This is a genomic window from Enterobacter sp. P82 (assembly GCF_037053385.1).
In the GTDB taxonomy this organism is placed as follows: Bacteria; Pseudomonadota; Gammaproteobacteria; order Enterobacterales; family Enterobacteriaceae; genus Enterobacter.
This window is the reverse complement of record NZ_JBALHX010000001.1, coordinates 1,467,573-1,484,434: the sequence shown is the minus strand read 5'-3', so window position 1 is coordinate 1,484,434 and position 16,862 is coordinate 1,467,573. Positions and strand designations below refer to the sequence as shown.

Here is a 16,862-nt window from a genome sequence, read left to right as displayed (position 1 = left end):
AGACCGTTCGGTCTAATGCAAGTGAGTTTATTGACGACACGCGTTCAGTATATCCAATTGCTGCTGATAATCCTTTGATTTCACATCCATCATACCCAGTACAGTCGAGAACAAATTGTCCTGAGAAACCGCATTTTTTGCAGCATGATCACGTAAACACTGTTCGTTGATGCCAAAGTTTTTCGCATAGTCCGGAGATAACCAGAACATAAACGGAATGTGCGTTTGCTGTTCCGGTGCCAGCATGTACGGTGTACCGTGCAGATAGATACCGCTTTCACCCAGCGACTCACCGTGATCTGAGAGGTAAATCAGCGCAGTGTTCATGCTTGCCTGTCGCGCCTTCAACGTATCAATTGTTTTGCTGACTACGCTGTCGGTATACAGGATGGTGTTGTCATAGGTGTTTATCAGCGCCTGATGATCGCAATCCTGGATTTCGTTGGTGTCGCAGGTTGGGGTGAATTTACGGAAATTATCCGGATATCGGCGATAGTACGCGGGACCGTGGCTGCCCATCAGGTGGATAACCAGAACAGTATCTTGCTTCAGGCCATCCAGCACGTTGTCCAGACCATAGAAATTCACGTCGTCGATACAGGATTTGTCTTTGCAGAATTGATCCAGTTTCCACTGCGTCATGTCGGTATGCGGAATGCGATCGCAGGCGCCTTTACAGCCGCCATCGTTGTCGCGCCACAGCAAATTCACCCCCGCATGGTTGAGCACGTCAAGCAGCCCTTCCTGGTGGTGAGCCAGGTCAGCATCGTATTTGCTGCGCGTCATGCCGGAGAACATGCAGGGAACGGATACCGCGGTTTCAGTACCACATGAGGAGGCTTGCGGGAAATTAATCACATCCTGCTTTTTCAGTTCCGGGTTCGTTTCGCGTTCGTAGCCGTTCAGGGAGTAGTTCGCCGCGCGTGACGCTTCGCCGACGACAAGCACCAGAACAGTTTTCTTTTGCTGACCTGAAATCAATGTCCCCTTGTGAGCATCTTCGCCAATCCGCACCAGCGTTTGATCGCCTGCAAACCAGCGCATTTTGCTGTACTTCACCACGGCACTGACGTAGTTCGCGGGGGTAACCATTTTGACAATGCTTTTGTTATTGCGAAACAGCGACGCGTAATCTTTATAAAATACGGCGGCGATGAGGATAATCACCATCAGGGCTCCGAGCATCGCGACAACACGCATCAACAGGGCATGCCACCATTTTCCGGTACGAATGCGGGTCAGCACCAGCACTACGGATGGAATGAGGCCGGCAACCACAAGCCATAAAATCATCTGCGGTGTTACCAGGGCGGTGGCTTCCTGGGAGTTCGTTTCGAACACGTTCACGATCATGTTCTGATCGATAACCGCACCGTAGGTGTACATAAAGTAGGTTGCAGCGGCGCAGCCGAGCGTCAGCACAATCAGCAGCGGCTTGCGAATAAAGGGAATATTGAGCAGGCTAAACACAATCACCCAACCGCAAAAAAGCACCAGCGGTACGGTTGCGGCAAAGAGGATGTCGTGAAGATGGACTGGGGCGATAATTGCCCAACTGCGTTGTATAAATAGCCCGTTCACCAGAGTAAAGAAGAGTGCACAGCCCAGAGTAAATTTAATATCGTTACACTGTAACTTTTTAATTAACCGCATCGAATGAAAAACCTGTCATTTTAATGATGGGGCGAGTATAGAGAGGGAAGATTAGTGAAACCTTAATGCCACAAATCTGTGGTAAAGCCCTTGCACGCGGGATGTTTAACGTCTTCACTGTAAGTGATAGCGGTAATGTGGAGGTGAGTGTGGCAGAGCAGCTGGAGTTTTTCCCCATCCAGAGCCCGTGCCGGGGTATTTGTCAGGTGGATGAACGCGGATATTGCCGCGGGTGTATGCGTACCCGTGATGAGCGTTTTCACTGGCAAAACTTTAGCGACACGCAAAAACAGGAGGTGCTTCGACTTTGCCGACAGCGACTTTTGCGCAAAATACGCGCAAACAAAGCGGGTGAGGCAGAAGAACCCCAGCAACCTTCACTGTTTTAAACGGGTAATTGCGTATACTCATGACATTACATCCTTGAGGAAAATGTTATGGTTCAGCGAATTACCCTTTCCCCCCAGGGGCCAGAATTCTCCCGTTTTGTAATGGGCTACTGGCGCCTGATGGACTGGAATATGTCCCCCCTCCAGTTGGCGAGCTTTATTGAAGAGCATCTCGATTTAGGGATCACCACGGTCGATCATGCCGATATTTATGGTGGCTACCAGTGTGAAGCCGCATTCGGCGAGGCGCTCAAGCTGGTTCCGGCCCTGCGCGATCGCATGGAGATCGTCACGAAGTGTGGTATTGCCACCACGGCAAAACCTGAGCACGCTCTCGGTCATTACATCACCGACAGTGCGCATATCATCAAAAGTGCTGAGCAGTCGCTGGTTAATCTGGCGACGGATCATATCGACCTGCTGTTAATCCACCGTCCCGATCCGCTCATGGATGCCGATGAAGTGGCTGAAGCATTCCTGAATCTGCATCAGAGCGGGAAAGTCCGTCATTTTGGCGTCTCAAACTTTACCCCGGCACAGTTTGCGCTGCTTCAGTCGCGCCTGCCATTTACCCTGGCCACTAACCAGGTCGAGATCTCCCCGGTTCATCAGCCGCTGCTGCTGGATGGGACACTTGACCAGCTACAACAGCTGCGTATTCGCCCGATGGCGTGGTCGTGCCTGGGAGGGGGGCGCTTGTTTAACGACGATGAATTCCAGCCGCTGCGCAATGAACTGGAAACCATCGCCCGCGAGCTCAATGCTGAAAGCATCGAACAAGTGGTGTACGCGTGGATCCTGCGCCTGCCGTCAAAACCACTGCCAATTATTGGTTCCGGTAAAATTGAACGCGTACGCTCTGCGATTGCGGCAGAAGAGCTGCAGATGACTCGTCAGCAGTGGTTCCGCATCCGTAAAGCCGCACTCGGCTACGACGTACCGTAAACCAGAAAAAAGTGACTTTCCGGTGAAATCTTTGCCCCTGGTATAAGCTTAAGGGGCAAAAAATAACCCGTGGAGGTCTTATGAAGCGTATTGTTCTGGCTCTCGTAACGCTGGTTGTCTGCACAGGCGCGCAGGCGGCCAGTGATGAAGTGGAAATGAATCTTGTCACCTCTCAGGGTGTGGGGCAGTCCATCGGAACGGTGAAAATAACCGAAACCGACAAGGGACTGGAGTTCGCACCCAACCTCAAAGCACTCCCACCTGGTGAACATGGTTTCCATGTTCATGCCAACGGTAGCTGTCAGCCTGCGCTGAAAGAGGGGAAAGCCTCGGCGGCGGAATCAGCGGGCGGCCACTTTGATCCCCAACACTCCGGTAAACATGAAGGTCCGAACGGGATGGGGCATCTCGGCGATCTCCCTGTTCTGGTGGTGAATAACGACGGGAAAGCCACGGAACCCGTCGTTGCGCCGCGGCTGAAAAAGCTGGCTGAGATTAAAGGCAAAGCACTGATGATCCATGTTGGCGGTGACAATATGTCCGATCAGCCTAAACCGCTTGGCGGTGGCGGGGTGCGTTATGCCTGCGGCGTAATTTGATCCCCAATGGTTCCCGGAGGAGGCGCTTGCTCCAGCTGTGACAGCGAGCAGTGCAGACGCCAGATGATCGAGGCCAAATCACGTGCGGCAGGCAAGTGGTGCCGCGCGAGGGTATCGCAGATCCGCTGTAGCTCAGTCAGTGTGGCTTCCAGGGGGCGCTGCTGAACACCGCGTTCACTCATGACATCGCGTAGCAGGGAGAGGCAAACATCCCGAACCTGTGAGAGGGGATCGGAGCGTGTTTCCCACACGCGAAGTTGCCAGACGACGTGCGAACAGTTCAACAGTACTACGCCCCAGCGCAACAGCCAGCGACGGGAAAGTGCGTCCTGGCTGTTATTCAACTGGCTGACATGGTGATAAACCAGCGATTCATACTCATTTTCACTCAGATGCGGTTTACGACTGAGTTGGTCGACAAACCCCCGGCGTAACTCCCGGATGTGCCGACGACTCTTGCGCGCATCTGAACCGGGGCGTAACACCGCGAAGGCCAGCCAGGCCAGCCCGACACCGAGCATCTTCGCCAGGTTGTCATTGAGAAAACTGGCGTAATCGTAAACCGGTGGATTCGTCACGGAAATAAACGACCCCATAAAAACAATCAACTGTCCCCATAGCCCAGCCAGTTTGGGCATTTGCAGCTTCAGAAGCTGCATGGTGGTTAACAGCGGAAACAGAAACAGCAGGAACTGCCACAGGTCACTTATCTGCACCATCAGGCCGAACTTCACCACAAAACTGAACAGCGACAGCAACACGAGCGTGCGCATCAGCAGCGTAAGAGAGTTAAACGGTGAGGCTGCGACGGAGTAAAGCACGCAGCTGATGGCAGCGAGCGTCAGGGCAGCTGTACCGGAGTCCCATTGTGTGGCGATGCTCCACGCCCCCACCAGCATCAGTGCGCAGAAGGTGCGAAAGCCGCTCCACAGTGCTTCGAGATAGTCTGTATGGCGTGCGAGCGCTGGACTACCCGGGACGTTGAATTCAGTCACCGGGGTGGCATTCTCGACGGCGCTAATCCAGCGGCTGCTGCGCAGATACAGCCGACAGAAATAATTAAGACGCTGCCAGAAGGCACGATGACGATAATCGTACTCATCGACCGGTGCGAGCGGCGCAATGATCTTCGCGACGGTGTAGATGTCCGCATCGGGGCGTGCAAGGGTTGCGAGCAGTACGTCAATCACCGCGCGGGTGTTTTCAGGTGGCGTCGGCCAGTTGAGTAGCATCCGGCGCAGGCTGGAGATAGCACTGGTCATGCGCAGCTGCTGGTGTAGCAGATAGTTAAGCAGGGTATTCTGACGGCGAAAGCGGTAATGACTCCAGAAGGCCTGAATGCGTAACAGATTCATGGTCAGGATCTGCCCGATAACCTTTTCATGGGCGAGACGGATCTCATCGTTGGTATCGGGTTGCCACAGCAGGCTTGCGTGCTCCAGCAATCGGGCATGCATGGTTTTCAGCGCGGTGAGGAGCGCGGTGCCGTCGGACGTACTGGGCAGAATCATCATCATAAATCCGCCGCTGAGAATACCGACAATCACTTCACAGACGCGCGCCTGCGCGATATCCCACAGTTCGGTGGTATCGAGTACGTTAACCACCGGAAAGGCAATGATGGCGGCGGTATAGCCCGCCAGCTGGAAAGCATAGGCGACGTTGTTGGTAAAATGAGCGCAGGCCCAGGTACAACATCCAAGCCATGCCGCCATGCTCAGCAAGAAGAGCCATGGATCATTCAGCGTATGACCCGCGATAATTAACGCTGCAGTGGCACCCAGCAGGCTGCCTGCAATACGACCAAGGCTTTTACTGATAACGCCTCCGACCGTGGGGAAACTCACCACCGCCGCAGAGGTCATCGCCCAGTAGGGTTCATCAAGATCCAGGTAATAGGCGATGGTCAGCGCAAGACACATCGCGATGCCATTACGCAGCGCGTAACGCCACTGGGGACGCGTCGCTTTCATCCACGGCGTGTTACGCCAGGAGAGCGCCTGCAGTTTCATTAACGGGTTCCGATGGAGACGGTACAGGTCGTGCCGGATACCAGGGTGATGCCCTGCGGTAAACGGTCAAACTCTACGCGAACCGGAACGCGTTGAGCCAGACGCACCCAGGGAACGTTCGGCTTAATGTCCGGTACCAGACCGGAATCCGTTTCAACGCTTTGGTCGTATATTGCCCGACCAATACTGGATACGTGACCCTGTAACTTTTGCGAGCCGCTATAAAGGGTAATGGCTGCTGGAGAACCCTCGCGGATATGGCGAAGTTTGGTCTCTTCAAAATAGCCCACGACATAGAAGGAGTGGCTGTCGACCAGCGCAAACACAGGCTGTCCGGTTGTGGCATAGTTACCCACACGCGCTGAAAGATTGGTCACCCAGCCATCGACAGGCGACGTAATAACGGTTTGGGTCAGCTCCCACTGGGCTTGTTTCAGCGTAGCCTCAGCCACATTGACGCTTGCCTGCATGGCCTTAACGTTGATATTCGCGGTATCTAGATCTTCCGCAGAGATGTAGTTTTGCGATAAGTGTCGGCGGCGGTTTGCCTCATTGTTGGCTTTTGCTAAGTCAGACTGCGCTTTCGCCAGTTGAGCCTGGGCATTCAGAATCGCAATGTGATACGGCGTATCGTCGATTCGGAATAAAACGTCTCCCTTTTTAACGTACTGGTTATCTTTAACGAGAAGCGCCGTGATACTCCCTGAAACCTGGGGAGTAATGCTGACCTGTTCAGCGCGAATTTTGCCATCACGCGTCCAGGGGGACTGCATATAAAAATTCCACAGCCACCAGCCTGCAACCAGCGCGAGGGCAAGGACAAACAACGTTGAAAAGTACTTCAATGTTTTCAGAGGCATATTCACCACACCACCAGGACAGCAAGGCCCAGACACACGGAGAGGGCAAACAGGGAGAGATCCATCAACATGGGATGCCAGATTTCGCCGGAATACATCCAGTCGCGAAGCAGACGATGTGCGATGAGCCAGAGAATAAAACCTACCAGTACGGCTTTAAACAGAGGCGGAAAGTAGACTGATGCACCGAAGATCAAGTCCTGAAGGGGCAACCCCTTTGAGTGATGAAAAAACGTCACAGGTAGAAATCCTTTGCAGTGAACAGAATGTCACAATGGCTTGTCTTAGTATGATGAGGTATCACAATTCAGTGTAAGTCATACTTTTAAGTTCCATGAATGCAGTATTGCATTTGTTTTGGCAATATAAATGCTGCACACTATTCTAAAATCAGTATAATAACTTAGCAAGCTAATTATAAGGAGATGAAATTGGAATCGCCATTAGGTTCTGATCTGGCAAGGTTGGTACGCGTCTGGCGTGCTCTGATTGACCATCGCCTGAAACCTCTGGAATTGACACAGACACATTGGGTTACGCTGCATAACATTCATCAGCTGCCACCTGAACAGTCGCAAATTCAACTGGCAAAAGCGATAGGCATTGAGCAACCGTCCCTGGTGCGCACACTTGACCAGCTGGAAGAGAAGGGACTTATCTCCAGACAAACCTGCGCCAGCGATCGTCGCGCAAAGCGGATTAAACTCACAGAGAAAGCGGCTCCCATCATCACTGAAATGGAAGCCGTGATTACCAAAACGCGGGGTGAAATCCTCTCGGGTGTTTCTCCGGCGGAGCTTGAAATGCTCATCAGTCTTATTGGACGCCTGGAACAAAACATCCATGAGCTGCAGGCACGCGACTGACACTACAAAGGGCCTTGCAACAGCAAGGCCTTTTTCATTTAAAGACAACTACGCGGTTACGTCCGGTCTCTTTTGCTTCATACATTGCCTTATCGGCACTTTCCACGCACTCTTCTGCAGTAATTCCTGATGAGGTTGCCGCAAATACTCCCATGCTGATAGTGATCGGTTCCGGTAACTGCCCCTCGCTGCTGGCTTTATCAAAGCTGCTTAGATTTAACCGTATGCGTTCAGCCACCTTGTAAGCTTCCTCTGAAGAGGTATTAGCCAGCATCAGAACAAACTCTTCGCCACCGATACGGGCCGCAATATCTTGTGGGCGTACGGAATCCATCATCAGATTAGCGACAAACTGCAACACTTTGTCTCCCTGGAGATGCCCATAGTTGTCGTTGATACGTTTAAAACGATCGAGGTCGCTGACGATAACAGAAACAGGCCGGTTGGTTTTGGCGATACTCAGGGCCTGATTTAATGATTCATAGAAATAACTTCGGTTATAAAGGCGGGTGAGTGGATCGCGGATCGAGTTCTGATAGGATTGCTGGTACTTTAAGTGTGAGTCACGATACAACCTGAAAACATCATAGAGAAGAACAAAAATAATAAGCAGCGTAGCAACCGTCTCAAATAAACGGGCGCGATACCAGGCGATATCTTCAGCGTGTCCGCCAGCCAGTAGCATTATCAGCGTCACAATATAACAGACGCATAAGAAATTACCGCCAACCCAGAAAAGGTTACGTACCCGGGTAATAAACATTAGTGTTGCTAACGTTACTATCCAGAGAACAATAAGAAGAATATTAATGGCCTGGCTCCAGAGAACCATAAATTGCCGGGTTTCATTATCGACAAGATCCAGTAATAACAACGATGAATGGCTGGAACAGAACCAGGCCAGAGCCACCATAGAAGCAGTAAAGATAAACGCGCTGGTAACAATGGAAATATGCACCGTACGTGAAAGGGGGTAATCCCGGATGGTATAAAGTAGGGCTGAAAGGATTATCAGTACCGCCATTAAAAGATGACGGAACATAAAGAATATCATGGCATCATTATAATTGACGACGTTGAACTGATAGAGATCCAACCATGCGGGGAAGCTGGAGAGCGTACCGACCATCAGCATAGCCGAGCCAGCGAAGGCTAAGGCAATCGCAATCAGATACAACCTTTTTCGGTCACACCAATATTTCATTGTCATAAAACAGGCAATAAAAAGATGGAATACCAGTAAAAATATGGTGAGTGTAGGGAATAAGAGAGGTGAAAACGTGGGAACTCGTTCGACGAGCTCTAAAAATAAGCCCTGTAATAGCGCAATGACGACCACGCAACCGACGCAGAACAAGAAATAACGGTTCTTCACATAATGATTCATCGCAAGCATATAAGTTTTAACAAATCTATAATAAATAGCAAAAAAGTAATTGCGATGAGTTTAACTGATGAGTGTGGTAAATACTTTGCGCAGGAACAATATCAAGACTAATTAATAATAAGTTAAGTGAGTATTTGTGTGAAAGTATTTATTATATCTATGTTTTTGTAAATGGATGTGGCCTGATGACCACATCCAAAAAAGAATTAACGAGGAGACACAGTAACCTGGCTTCCATTGCTCGCCAGAACAACGCGCTGGCCTGCTGAGAAATGGGTGCTACCTTGTTTCTGAACAACCATAATGGTGCTGCCGTCATCTTTACGAATTTCCAGCTCTACACCCTGGCTTTTGTTCATCGCGCCCTGAACACCCTGGCCTGCTACACCACCGGCAACGGCGCCTGCGGCGGTCGCCAGTGAACGGCCTGTACCACCGCCGACGGTATTACCCAGGAAACCACCCAGCACAGCACCGCCGATTGCGCCCATCACGTTGTTTTCATCACCACCCTGGATTTGTACAGGACGGGCATTAACAACGGTACCGTAAGTCACATTCTGAACCTGTTTCGCTTCAGAAGCGCTGTAAACGTCGCCAGAAAGTGAACTGTCGTTCACACAGCCAGCCAGGGTTAAACCAATCAGCGAAACGCCCAGTACACGTAAAATCATTTGAATCTCCTGTTCACCAAAAACGCCCAATTGAAGGCATCCGTTATGGCTAAATTATATGGCATAAGGGGCCATAGTTCATATCTTTGCACTAACAATAGGAAAATTGTACTTGAATTTGACTTAACGAGACATAAACAGTCTTCGCACGTGTTACCCGTCTGACATTGTTAAAAAATATTATCGCCGGATAGCAAAGCGGCGCTGTTTATGGTTGAGTGGATACTCTTAGCCCACGCAACGTAAGGAAAGCGCATGAAATCGGGTCGCTACATTGGTGTGATGTCAGGCACCAGTCTGGATGGGGTAGATGTCGTTCTGGCCGCTATTGACGAAAACATGGTGGCGCAGCAGGCGAGCCTGACCTGGCCAATCCCCATTTCACTGAAAGAGGATATTCTGAGCATCTGTCAGGGGCAGCAACTCACCCTTTCCCAGCTAGGGCAGCTCGATGTACGCCTGGGGGCGCTCTTTGCGGATGCGGTACAGGCGTTAATGCACAAAGAACATCTTCGTCCACAGGATGTGGTTGCCATTGGGTGTCACGGACAAACGGTCTGGCATGAGCCAGGTGGCGAAGCACCGCACACTTTGCAAATTGGTGATAACAACCAGATTGTGGCAAAGACCGGTGTAACGGTGGTGGGTGATTTTCGTCGTCGCGATATTGCGCTTGGAGGCCAGGGCGCACCGCTGGTGCCAGCGTTCCATCAGGCTTTACTGGCGCACCCTTCAGAACGCCGTATGGTGCTTAATATTGGGGGTATCGCCAATCTGTCCATGCTCATCCCGGGACAGCCCGTTCGTGGCTATGATACCGGCCCGGGCAATATGTTAATGGATGCCTGGATCTGGCGTCAGTGCGGTCAACCGTATGATAAAAACGCGGAGTGGGCGAGCGCGGGTAAAGTGATTATTCCGCTGTTGCAGTCCATGCTAAGCGACCCTTATTTTGCCCTTCCGGCACCGAAAAGCACGGGGCGCGAATATTTCAACTATGGCTGGCTTGAGCGCCAGCTGGCGCAATTCCCGGCACTCGCACCGCAGGATGTCCAGGCAACACTTGCCGAATTAACGGCCGTGTCGATATCTGAACAGGTGCTTCTCAGTGGCGGATGCGAACGTCTGCTGGTGTGTGGTGGTGGAAGCCGAAATCCGCTGGTGATGGCGCGTCTTGCCGGGCTACTGCCGGGGACAGAAGTCACGACGACAGATGAGGCTGGCATCAGTGGGGATGATATGGAAGCGCTGGCCTTTGCCTGGCTTGCCTGGCGCACGATTGCCGGGCTACCGGGCAATTTACCGTCGGTAACCGGTGCGCGTGAGGCGAGCGTCCTTGGGGCCATTTTCCCGGCCAACCCTCGTCAGAATCAGAGTTAACTGAAATTCAGCGTCGCGTATTGTCGTTAGAATGGAATAAAAACAGGAGGGCAGTCACGCCCTCCAGGACCAGGAAAGTCGTCGGAATACGCCCATGAAAAAACTTCTTCTTATTGTCGCGCCTTTGTTGCTGTCAGGATGCAGCGTCTATAACCAACTCGTTGAGCGTATGCAGACTGATACGCTGGAGTATCGTTGCGATGAAAAGCCGCTGACCGTTAAGCTGAATAACCCGCGCCAGGAAGCCAGTTTTGTGTACGACAATAAATTGTTGACCCTGAAGCAAGGCATCTCGGCCTCCGGTGCACGTTATACCGATGGTATCTATGTCTTCTGGTCGAAAGGGGACAGCGCCACGGTCTACAAACGTGATCGTATCGTGTTGAACAATTGTCAGCTCGAAAATCCGAAGCGTTGAGATTTTTACAGGGGCGGCGCACAATAGCGCCACCCAATCTCAATGTCAGCTAACGCCATGTCAGATAACGACGAACTGCAGCAAATCGCGCATCTGCGCCGTGAATACACCAAAGGTGGCCTGCGTCGCCAGGACCTTCCCGCTGAACCCCTCGAGCTTTTTGAACGCTGGCTGAAACAGGCTTGCGAAGCGAAACTGGCCGATCCGACGGCGATGGTTGTCGCGACGGTCGATGAAAGCGGTCAGCCGTATCAGCGTATCGTATTACTCAAGCATTATGACGAGAAAGGTTTGGTGTTCTACACCAACCTGGGCAGTCGCAAAGCACACCATCTGGAAAACAATCCGCGTATCAGCCTGTTGTTCCCGTGGCATATGCTGGAGCGTCAGGTCATGGTGACAGGCAAAGCGGAACGACTCTCGACGCTGGAAGTGGTGAAGTATTTCCACAGCCGTCCGCGCGACAGCCAGATTGGCGCCTGGGTCTCAAAACAGTCGAGCCGAATTTCAGCTCGCGGCGTGCTGGAAAGCAAATTTCTTGAGCTGAAACAGAAGTTCCAGCAGGGTGAAATCCCTCTGCCGAGTTTCTGGGGCGGTTTCCGCATCCCGATTGAGCAGATGGAGTTCTGGCAGGGGGGCGAACATCGCCTGCACGATCGCTTTTTATACCAGCGCGACAATGGCGGCTGGAAAATCGACAGACTGGCACCGTAATCCCCGAAATTTGTTGATTTAAGCGCTAGCGCACACCGCGCTTGCGCTTTATTCTATGGTCCTTTCGCATCAGGCGAAAAGTCGTGTACCGGCAAAGGTGCAGTCGTTTATACATGGAGAATTTGATGGCAAGCAGTAACTTGATTAAACAATTGCAAGAGCGGGGCCTTGTGGCCCAGGTGACGGACGAGGAAGCGTTAGCAGAGCGACTGGCGCAAGGCCCGATCGCGCTCTATTGCGGCTTCGATCCCACCGCTGACAGCTTGCATTTGGGGCATCTTGTTCCATTGTTATGCCTGAAACGCTTCCAGATGGCGGGGCATAAGCCTGTTGCCCTGGTGGGCGGCGCGACCGGTCTGATTGGTGACCCAAGCTTTAAAGCCGCTGAGCGTAAACTGAATACCGAAGATACCGTGCAGGAGTGGGTGGATAAGATCCGCAAACAGGTTGCGCCGTTCCTCGACTTCAACTGTGGTGATAACTCCGCTATTGCCGCGAACAACTACGACTGGTTTGGTAGCATGAACGTGCTGACCTTCCTGCGTGACATCGGCAAGCACTTCTCTGTTAACCAGATGATTAACAAAGAAGCCGTGAAGCAGCGTCTGAACCGTGACGATCAGGGTATCTCCTTTACCGAGTTCTCGTACAACCTGCTGCAGGGGTATGACTTTGCCTGCCTGAACAAACTGCACGGCGTTTCCCTGCAGATTGGCGGTTCTGACCAGTGGGGTAACATCACCTCCGGTATTGACCTGACCCGTCGTCTGCACCAGAACCAGGTCTTTGGTCTGACCGTTCCGCTGATCACGAAAGCCGACGGGACCAAATTCGGTAAAACCGAAGGTGGCGCGGTATGGCTTGATCCGAAGAAAACCAGCCCGTACAAATTCTACCAGTTCTGGATCAACACGGCGGATGCCGATGTTTACCGCTTCCTGAAGTTCTTCACCTTTATGGACATTGAAGAAATCAATGCGCTGGAAGAAGAAGACAAGAACAGCGGTAAAGCGCCACGCGCGCAGTACGTGCTGGCAGATGAAGTGACCAAACTGGTTCACGGTGAAGAAGGTCTGGCCGCGGCAAAACGCATTACTGCAAGCCTGTTCAACGGTACCCTGAGCGATCTGAGCGAAGCGGACTTCGAACAGCTGGCGCAGGACGGCGTGCCAATGGTTGAGATGGAGAAAGGGGCTGACCTGATGCAGGCGCTGGTGGACTCTGAGCTGCAGCCTTCCCGTGGTCAGGCGCGTAAAACTATCGCGTCCAACGCGATCACCATCAATGGCGAGAAGCAGTCCGACCCGGAATACACCTTCACTGACAGCGATCGTCTGTATGGTCGCTACACGCTGCTGCGTCGCGGCAAGAAAAATTACTGTCTGGTCTGCTGGAAATAATTAAAAGTAGCCAGGGGCGTGGGAAACCACGCCCCTTTTGTTTTTACAGGGTTTGGTAAGAAAAAATGAAGAACATCCTCGCCATTCAGTCCCACGTTGTTTTCGGACATGCTGGCAATAGCGCCGCGGAATTTCCAATGCGCCGCCTCGGTGCCAACGTCTGGCCCCTCAACACCGTACAGTTCTCCAACCACACGCAATACGGCCAATGGACCGGCTGCGTAATGCCGCCTTCACACCTCACGGAAGTTGTGCAAGGTATTGCCGATATCGGTCAGCTCAAACGTTGTGACGCCGTACTGAGCGGTTATCTCGGCTCAGCGGAGCAGGGGGAGCATATCCTCGGCATCGTACGTCAGGTGAAAGCATCAAATCCGTCGGCAAAATTCTTCTGTGACCCTGTTATGGGACATCCGGAGAAAGGCTGCATCGTGGCACCAGGTGTCGCAGAGTTTCATGTCCGTCATGCGCTGCCCGCCAGCGATATCATTGCGCCAAATCTGGTCGAACTGGAGATCCTTTGTGAGCATCCCGTTAACAGCGTAGAAGAGGCGGTAAGCGCGTCTCGCGAGCTGATAGTCCAGGGGCCAGAAATTGTGCTGGTGAAACATCTCGCGCGCGCAGGGATAAGCAAGGACCGTTTTGAGATGCTGCTGGTGACGAAAGATGATGCCTGGCATATCAGCCGTCCTCTGGTGGATTTTGGCCTGCGTCAGCCGGTAGGGGTTGGGGATGTGACCAGCGGTCTGCTGTTGGTGAAATTGCTGCAGGGTGCAACGTTGCGAGATGCCCTGGAGCATGTCACCGCGGCGGTGTACGAAATCATGATTGCGACGAAAGAAATGCAGGAGTATGAATTACAGGTGGTTGCGGCACAGGATCGTATCGCTAAACCGGAGCACTATTTTAGCGCCACTCAGCTTTAAAAGATGCCGGGTGGCGCTGCGCTTGCACGGGCCTGCGGAATTTGTAGGCCGGGTAAGCGTCAGCGCCACCCGGCAACACAGGCCGCTCGGTTAGTTCAACCCTTCCGCTTTCAGCGCTGCAGCTACCGCAGGACGTTCTGCCATGCGCGTCATATACGATGCGATATGGTCTAACCCTTCCAGGTTCAGCTTAACCGCGCGCGCCCAGCGCAGTACGGTAAACAGGTACGCATCGGCAATAGTGAAACGCGAGCCACAAATCCACTGGTCGTCTTTCAGAGATTCGTTAACGTACTGAAGCTTTTTCTCAAGAAGCGCACGCAAGGTGGGTTTGTACTCTTCTGGCGTATCCGGACGGAACAGCGGCGTAAAGCCTTTGTGCAGCTCAGTTGCAATGTAGTTCAGCCACTCCAGCGTTTTATAGCGAGAAACCGTACTTACCGGTGCCAGTAACTGGCGATCGGGCACGCTATCTGCCAGAAACTGCATAATCGCCACGCCCTCGGTCAGCAGAGTACCGTCATCCAGCAACAGTGCCGGAACTTGTCCCTTCGGGTTGATGGCAAGAAAATCATCACCGTTTTCCAGACGTTTTTTCATCAGATCAACGCCATCCAGCGTGAAATCTTTGCCGCTCTCGCGCAGGGTGATATGGGAAGCAAGAGAGCACGCGCCCGGTTTGTAGAACAGTTTCATCGGTAACTCCTTTTTGCTGAGGTTTCAGCTATGTTAGTGCGCGAACGGGTAAAAAAAAAGCCGCTAATGCATTAGCGGCTTCTGTTATGTCGTTTCTCAATGATATTACGCGGTAGCGGTTTTAGTCGCTTTAGCGGTCTCGTCGTCGTCCTGAGTCATACGATTCAGTTTCGGTGCCGTCAGCAGCATCAGAGCAGCGATGACTGCTGTAGCGATACCAATCTGCATGAATACAGTGCCGTAGACGTTCAGAGAGACCAGTGGGTCCGTGACGTTATCCGGAACGGCCATCAGGTTCGCAATCTTACCTGCAATGATTGCTGCACCGGCAGTGGTCAGGAACCAGCTACCCATAATGAAGCCCATCAGGCGCTGTGGCACCAGCTGTGCAACCATCGCCAGACCCAGGCCGGAGATCATCAGTTCACCGATAGACTGCAGAGCGTAGCTCAGGATCAGCCAGTTAACGGAAACGATACCTGCATCAGTCGCGAATTTAGTACCCAGTGGCAGCACCAGGAAGGCACCGGAGCACAACACCATGCCGATAGCAAACTTATGCGGCATCGGCAGACGGTCACCCATCTTGTTATAGATAGCGGCCAGAATTGGGCTGCCAATCATAATCCAGAACGGGTTCAGGGCCTGATACTGCTCCGGTTCGAATGCGATGCCCAGAATTGAGTGCTCAACGTTACGAATAGCGAAGAAGTTCAGAGAGGTTGGCATCTGGCTGTACAGTACGAAGAAGATAATCGCTTCCAGCATCAGAATGAACGCCACAATCATCTTACGACGCGCAGCACCCTGCATGGCGAAGGCTTCTTTCGCGAAGATAATCACGATACCCAGTGCAACCACACCCAGAACAGCACGCGCGATACCCTGGTTGTGCAACAGCCAGGTAGCGATTCCTGCGAGGATCACAACACCTACAATGGTCGCCAGCAGTTTGCCCACATGTACGGGTTCGAAGTCAGGTTTTGAACCGTAGTTTTTAACCCAGCGTTTGCAGAAGGCAAAGTTGACAACGGTGATCAGCATACCGACCACAGACAGGGAGAACGCCACGCTCCAGCCGAATTTAGCGGCCAGCCACGGTGTTGCCAGCATGGAGAAGAAGGAACCAATGTTCACGGACATGTAGTACATGGTGAATGCACCGTCCAGACGCGGGTCATCTTTGCTGTAACAGGTGGAGAGCAGGGAAGACGGGTTGGCTTTGAACAGCCCGTTACCCACGGCGATGGTCGCCATGCCCATATACACGACAGCAGCATCATGGCCTGACCATGCAACCAGCGCATAACCGATTGCCAGCACAATGGCACCCAGCATGATGACGCGTTTAGTACCGAGAACTTTATCACCCAGCCAGCCGCCGATTGCGACCAGACCGTACACCAGAGCACTGAAGGAGGAGAACAGCGTGATGGAATCGGCTTCGGACATACCCAGCTGTTTCACCAGGTAAACCGCCATGATCCCTTGCAGGCCGTAATAACCAAAACGCTCCCATAACTCGATAGAGAAGATGAGATAGAACGCTTTTGGTTGTTTAAAAGCGTTAAGACTTACGCTTTCATCTGTTGGTTTATTGTTTGCAGTAGACACATATACCTCTTTTTTTACATCCCATATTAACGGGGGTGTTCATAGCGTGATGGCCGTAGTCCATACGCCTTATAGTTATTTTGGGAGGAGAAACGGCGGGTAATGTTCACTATCCTGCTCCATCTGGCAATACGTTTGTAATAATCTGTTACATATATCTTGAATGGTATAATCATCGGTTTATATAAATGTTATTCAGAGTTAAATTTCATACGATGAGTAAAGGTAGTTTTTTCGACTGATAACGACTCGCCATGATGGGGTTTTGGCGATATGTTCTGCTACATGCCGCTTATTGCAGTGATATAGCCCATATTCTGAAAAATAGC

The 16,862-nt window shown here is 52.0% G+C and carries 17 protein-coding genes; 9 read left to right on the top strand and 8 right to left on the bottom strand.

The annotated features are described in order from the left end of the window. Positions 1 to 27: 27 nt before the first annotated feature. Positions 28 to 1,653: a phosphoethanolamine transferase EptA gene (eptA, locus tag WB237_RS06895; RefSeq protein ID WP_336211808.1), complete on the bottom strand. Its 1,626-nt coding sequence runs from the start codon at positions 1,651 to 1,653 to the stop codon at positions 28 to 30. 101 nt (positions 1,654 to 1,754) lie between these two features. Here eptA and WB237_RS06890 point away from each other — a divergent pair, with 101 nt between their 5' ends. From WB237_RS06890 to sodC, 3 genes are all read left to right on the top strand, one after another. After that, positions 1,755 to 2,042, top strand: coding sequence for a DUF1289 domain-containing protein (locus WB237_RS06890; protein WP_165383625.1), 288 nt, complete (start codon positions 1,755 to 1,757; stop codon positions 2,040 to 2,042). A 48-nt stretch (positions 2,043 to 2,090) separates the two neighbouring features. Next, a complete protein-coding gene (locus tag WB237_RS06885) occupies positions 2,091 to 2,987 on the top strand; it encodes an aldo/keto reductase (RefSeq protein WP_129995995.1) in 897 nt (298 codons plus the stop codon). Positions 2,988 to 3,067: 80 nt separating this feature from the next. Continuing rightward, positions 3,068 to 3,586 (top strand): superoxide dismutase [Cu-Zn] SodC, encoded by a 519-nt coding sequence (gene sodC, locus WB237_RS06880; protein WP_336211805.1) that lies wholly within the window; start codon positions 3,068 to 3,070, stop codon positions 3,584 to 3,586. On the opposite strand, the gene WB237_RS06875 is transcribed toward sodC, so the two are convergent. The 3 genes from WB237_RS06875 to WB237_RS06865 are packed head-to-tail and all read right to left on the bottom strand — an operon-like array spanning position 3,565 to position 6,697. After that, on the bottom strand, positions 3,565 to 5,598 hold the full coding sequence (locus WB237_RS06875) for an FUSC family protein (protein WP_336211803.1): 2,034 nt from the start codon (positions 5,596 to 5,598) through the stop codon (positions 3,565 to 3,567). The two genes, sodC and WB237_RS06875, sit on opposite strands and share 22 nt — an antisense overlap. Next, positions 5,598 to 6,458, bottom strand: a complete 861-nt coding sequence (locus tag WB237_RS06870) for an HlyD family secretion protein (RefSeq protein ID WP_336211801.1) — start codon at positions 6,456 to 6,458, stop codon at positions 5,598 to 5,600. Before WB237_RS06870 ends, WB237_RS06875 begins: the two co-directional genes overlap by 1 nt. 2 nt (positions 6,459 to 6,460) lie before the next feature. Next, on the bottom strand, positions 6,461 to 6,697 hold the full coding sequence (locus WB237_RS06865; protein ID WP_336211799.1) for a DUF1656 domain-containing protein: 237 nt from the start codon (positions 6,695 to 6,697) through the stop codon (positions 6,461 to 6,463). A 186-nt stretch (positions 6,698 to 6,883) separates the two neighbouring features. Between WB237_RS06865 and slyA the strand changes: the two genes are divergently transcribed. Beyond that, a complete protein-coding gene (gene slyA, locus WB237_RS06860) occupies positions 6,884 to 7,324 on the top strand; it encodes a transcriptional regulator SlyA (RefSeq protein ID WP_336211797.1) in 441 nt (146 codons plus the stop codon). 34 nt (positions 7,325 to 7,358) lie between these two features. Here slyA and WB237_RS06855 read toward each other — a convergent pair whose 3' ends face one another. Then, positions 7,359 to 8,720, bottom strand: coding sequence for a GGDEF domain-containing protein (locus WB237_RS06855; RefSeq protein WP_336211795.1), 1,362 nt, complete (start codon positions 8,718 to 8,720; stop codon positions 7,359 to 7,361). Between the two features lie 197 nt (positions 8,721 to 8,917). Then, complete coding sequence (gene slyB / locus WB237_RS06850) at positions 8,918 to 9,385, bottom strand: outer membrane lipoprotein SlyB (protein WP_114979461.1); 468 nt, start codon at positions 9,383 to 9,385, stop codon at positions 8,918 to 8,920. A gap of 255 nt (positions 9,386 to 9,640) precedes the next feature. On the opposite strand from slyB, the gene anmK reads away from it, so the two are divergent. The 5 genes from anmK to pdxY all read left to right on the top strand — a co-directional run bounded on the left by anmK (position 9,641) and on the right by pdxY (position 14,223). Beyond that, positions 9,641 to 10,765 carry an anhydro-N-acetylmuramic acid kinase gene (gene anmK / locus WB237_RS06845; RefSeq protein ID WP_028017301.1) on the top strand — a complete coding sequence of 375 codons (1,125 nt, stop codon included), beginning with the start codon at positions 9,641 to 9,643 and terminating at the stop codon, positions 10,763 to 10,765. Between the two features lie 94 nt (positions 10,766 to 10,859). Continuing rightward, positions 10,860 to 11,183 carry a C-type lysozyme inhibitor gene (gene mliC / locus WB237_RS06840; protein ID WP_028017302.1) on the top strand — a complete coding sequence of 108 codons (324 nt, stop codon included), beginning with the start codon at positions 10,860 to 10,862 and terminating at the stop codon, positions 11,181 to 11,183. A 57-nt stretch (positions 11,184 to 11,240) separates the two neighbouring features. Further along, positions 11,241 to 11,897, top strand: coding sequence for a pyridoxamine 5'-phosphate oxidase (gene pdxH, locus WB237_RS06835; RefSeq protein ID WP_114979496.1), 657 nt, complete (start codon positions 11,241 to 11,243; stop codon positions 11,895 to 11,897). A 125-nt stretch (positions 11,898 to 12,022) separates the two neighbouring features. Then, on the top strand, positions 12,023 to 13,297 hold the full coding sequence (gene tyrS, locus WB237_RS06830) for a tyrosine--tRNA ligase (RefSeq protein ID WP_114979463.1): 1,275 nt from the start codon (positions 12,023 to 12,025) through the stop codon (positions 13,295 to 13,297). Positions 13,298 to 13,362: 65 nt separating this feature from the next. Beyond that, a complete protein-coding gene (pdxY, locus tag WB237_RS06825; protein ID WP_336211791.1) occupies positions 13,363 to 14,223 on the top strand; it encodes a pyridoxal kinase PdxY in 861 nt (286 codons plus the stop codon). A 90-nt stretch (positions 14,224 to 14,313) separates the two neighbouring features. On the opposite strand, the gene gstA is transcribed toward pdxY, so the two are convergent. Together gstA and dtpA are read right to left on the bottom strand one after the other, a co-directional pair. After that, the gene (gene gstA, locus WB237_RS06820; protein ID WP_028017306.1) at positions 14,314 to 14,919 is read right to left on the bottom strand and encodes a glutathione transferase GstA; all 606 of its coding nucleotides are present in this window, start codon (positions 14,917 to 14,919) and stop codon (positions 14,314 to 14,316) included. A 105-nt stretch (positions 14,920 to 15,024) separates the two neighbouring features. Continuing rightward, positions 15,025 to 16,533 carry a dipeptide/tripeptide permease DtpA gene (dtpA, locus tag WB237_RS06815; RefSeq protein WP_336211787.1) on the bottom strand — a complete coding sequence of 503 codons (1,509 nt, stop codon included), beginning with the start codon at positions 16,531 to 16,533 and terminating at the stop codon, positions 15,025 to 15,027. Positions 16,534 to 16,862: the final 329 nt, after the last annotated feature.

Bases quoted from the DNA above. Each gene is read 5' to 3' on its own strand.
- eptA (WP_336211808.1), bottom strand. From the start codon at position 1,653: ATGCGGTTAATTAAAAAGTTACAGTGTAACGATATTAAATTTACTCTG.
- WB237_RS06890 (WP_165383625.1), top strand. From the start codon at position 1,755: ATGTTTAACGTCTTCACTGTAAGTGATAGCGGTAATGTGGAGGTGAGT.
- WB237_RS06885 (WP_129995995.1), top strand. From the start codon at position 2,091: ATGGTTCAGCGAATTACCCTTTCCCCCCAGGGGCCAGAATTCTCCCGT.
- sodC (WP_336211805.1), top strand. From the start codon at position 3,068: ATGAAGCGTATTGTTCTGGCTCTCGTAACGCTGGTTGTCTGCACAGGC.
- WB237_RS06875 (WP_336211803.1), bottom strand. From the start codon at position 5,598: ATGAAACTGCAGGCGCTCTCCTGGCGTAACACGCCGTGGATGAAAGCG.
- WB237_RS06870 (WP_336211801.1), bottom strand. From the start codon at position 6,458: ATGCCTCTGAAAACATTGAAGTACTTTTCAACGTTGTTTGTCCTTGCC.
- slyA (WP_336211797.1), top strand. From the start codon at position 6,884: ATGAAATTGGAATCGCCATTAGGTTCTGATCTGGCAAGGTTGGTACGC.
- WB237_RS06855 (WP_336211795.1), bottom strand. From the start codon at position 8,720: ATGCTTGCGATGAATCATTATGTGAAGAACCGTTATTTCTTGTTCTGC.
- slyB (WP_114979461.1), bottom strand. From the start codon at position 9,385: ATGATTTTACGTGTACTGGGCGTTTCGCTGATTGGTTTAACCCTGGCT.
- anmK (WP_028017301.1), top strand. From the start codon at position 9,641: ATGAAATCGGGTCGCTACATTGGTGTGATGTCAGGCACCAGTCTGGAT.
- mliC (WP_028017302.1), top strand. From the start codon at position 10,860: ATGAAAAAACTTCTTCTTATTGTCGCGCCTTTGTTGCTGTCAGGATGC.
- pdxH (WP_114979496.1), top strand. From the start codon at position 11,241: ATGTCAGATAACGACGAACTGCAGCAAATCGCGCATCTGCGCCGTGAA.
- tyrS (WP_114979463.1), top strand. From the start codon at position 12,023: ATGGCAAGCAGTAACTTGATTAAACAATTGCAAGAGCGGGGCCTTGTG.
- pdxY (WP_336211791.1), top strand. From the start codon at position 13,363: ATGAAGAACATCCTCGCCATTCAGTCCCACGTTGTTTTCGGACATGCT.
- gstA (WP_028017306.1), bottom strand. From the start codon at position 14,919: ATGAAACTGTTCTACAAACCGGGCGCGTGCTCTCTTGCTTCCCATATC.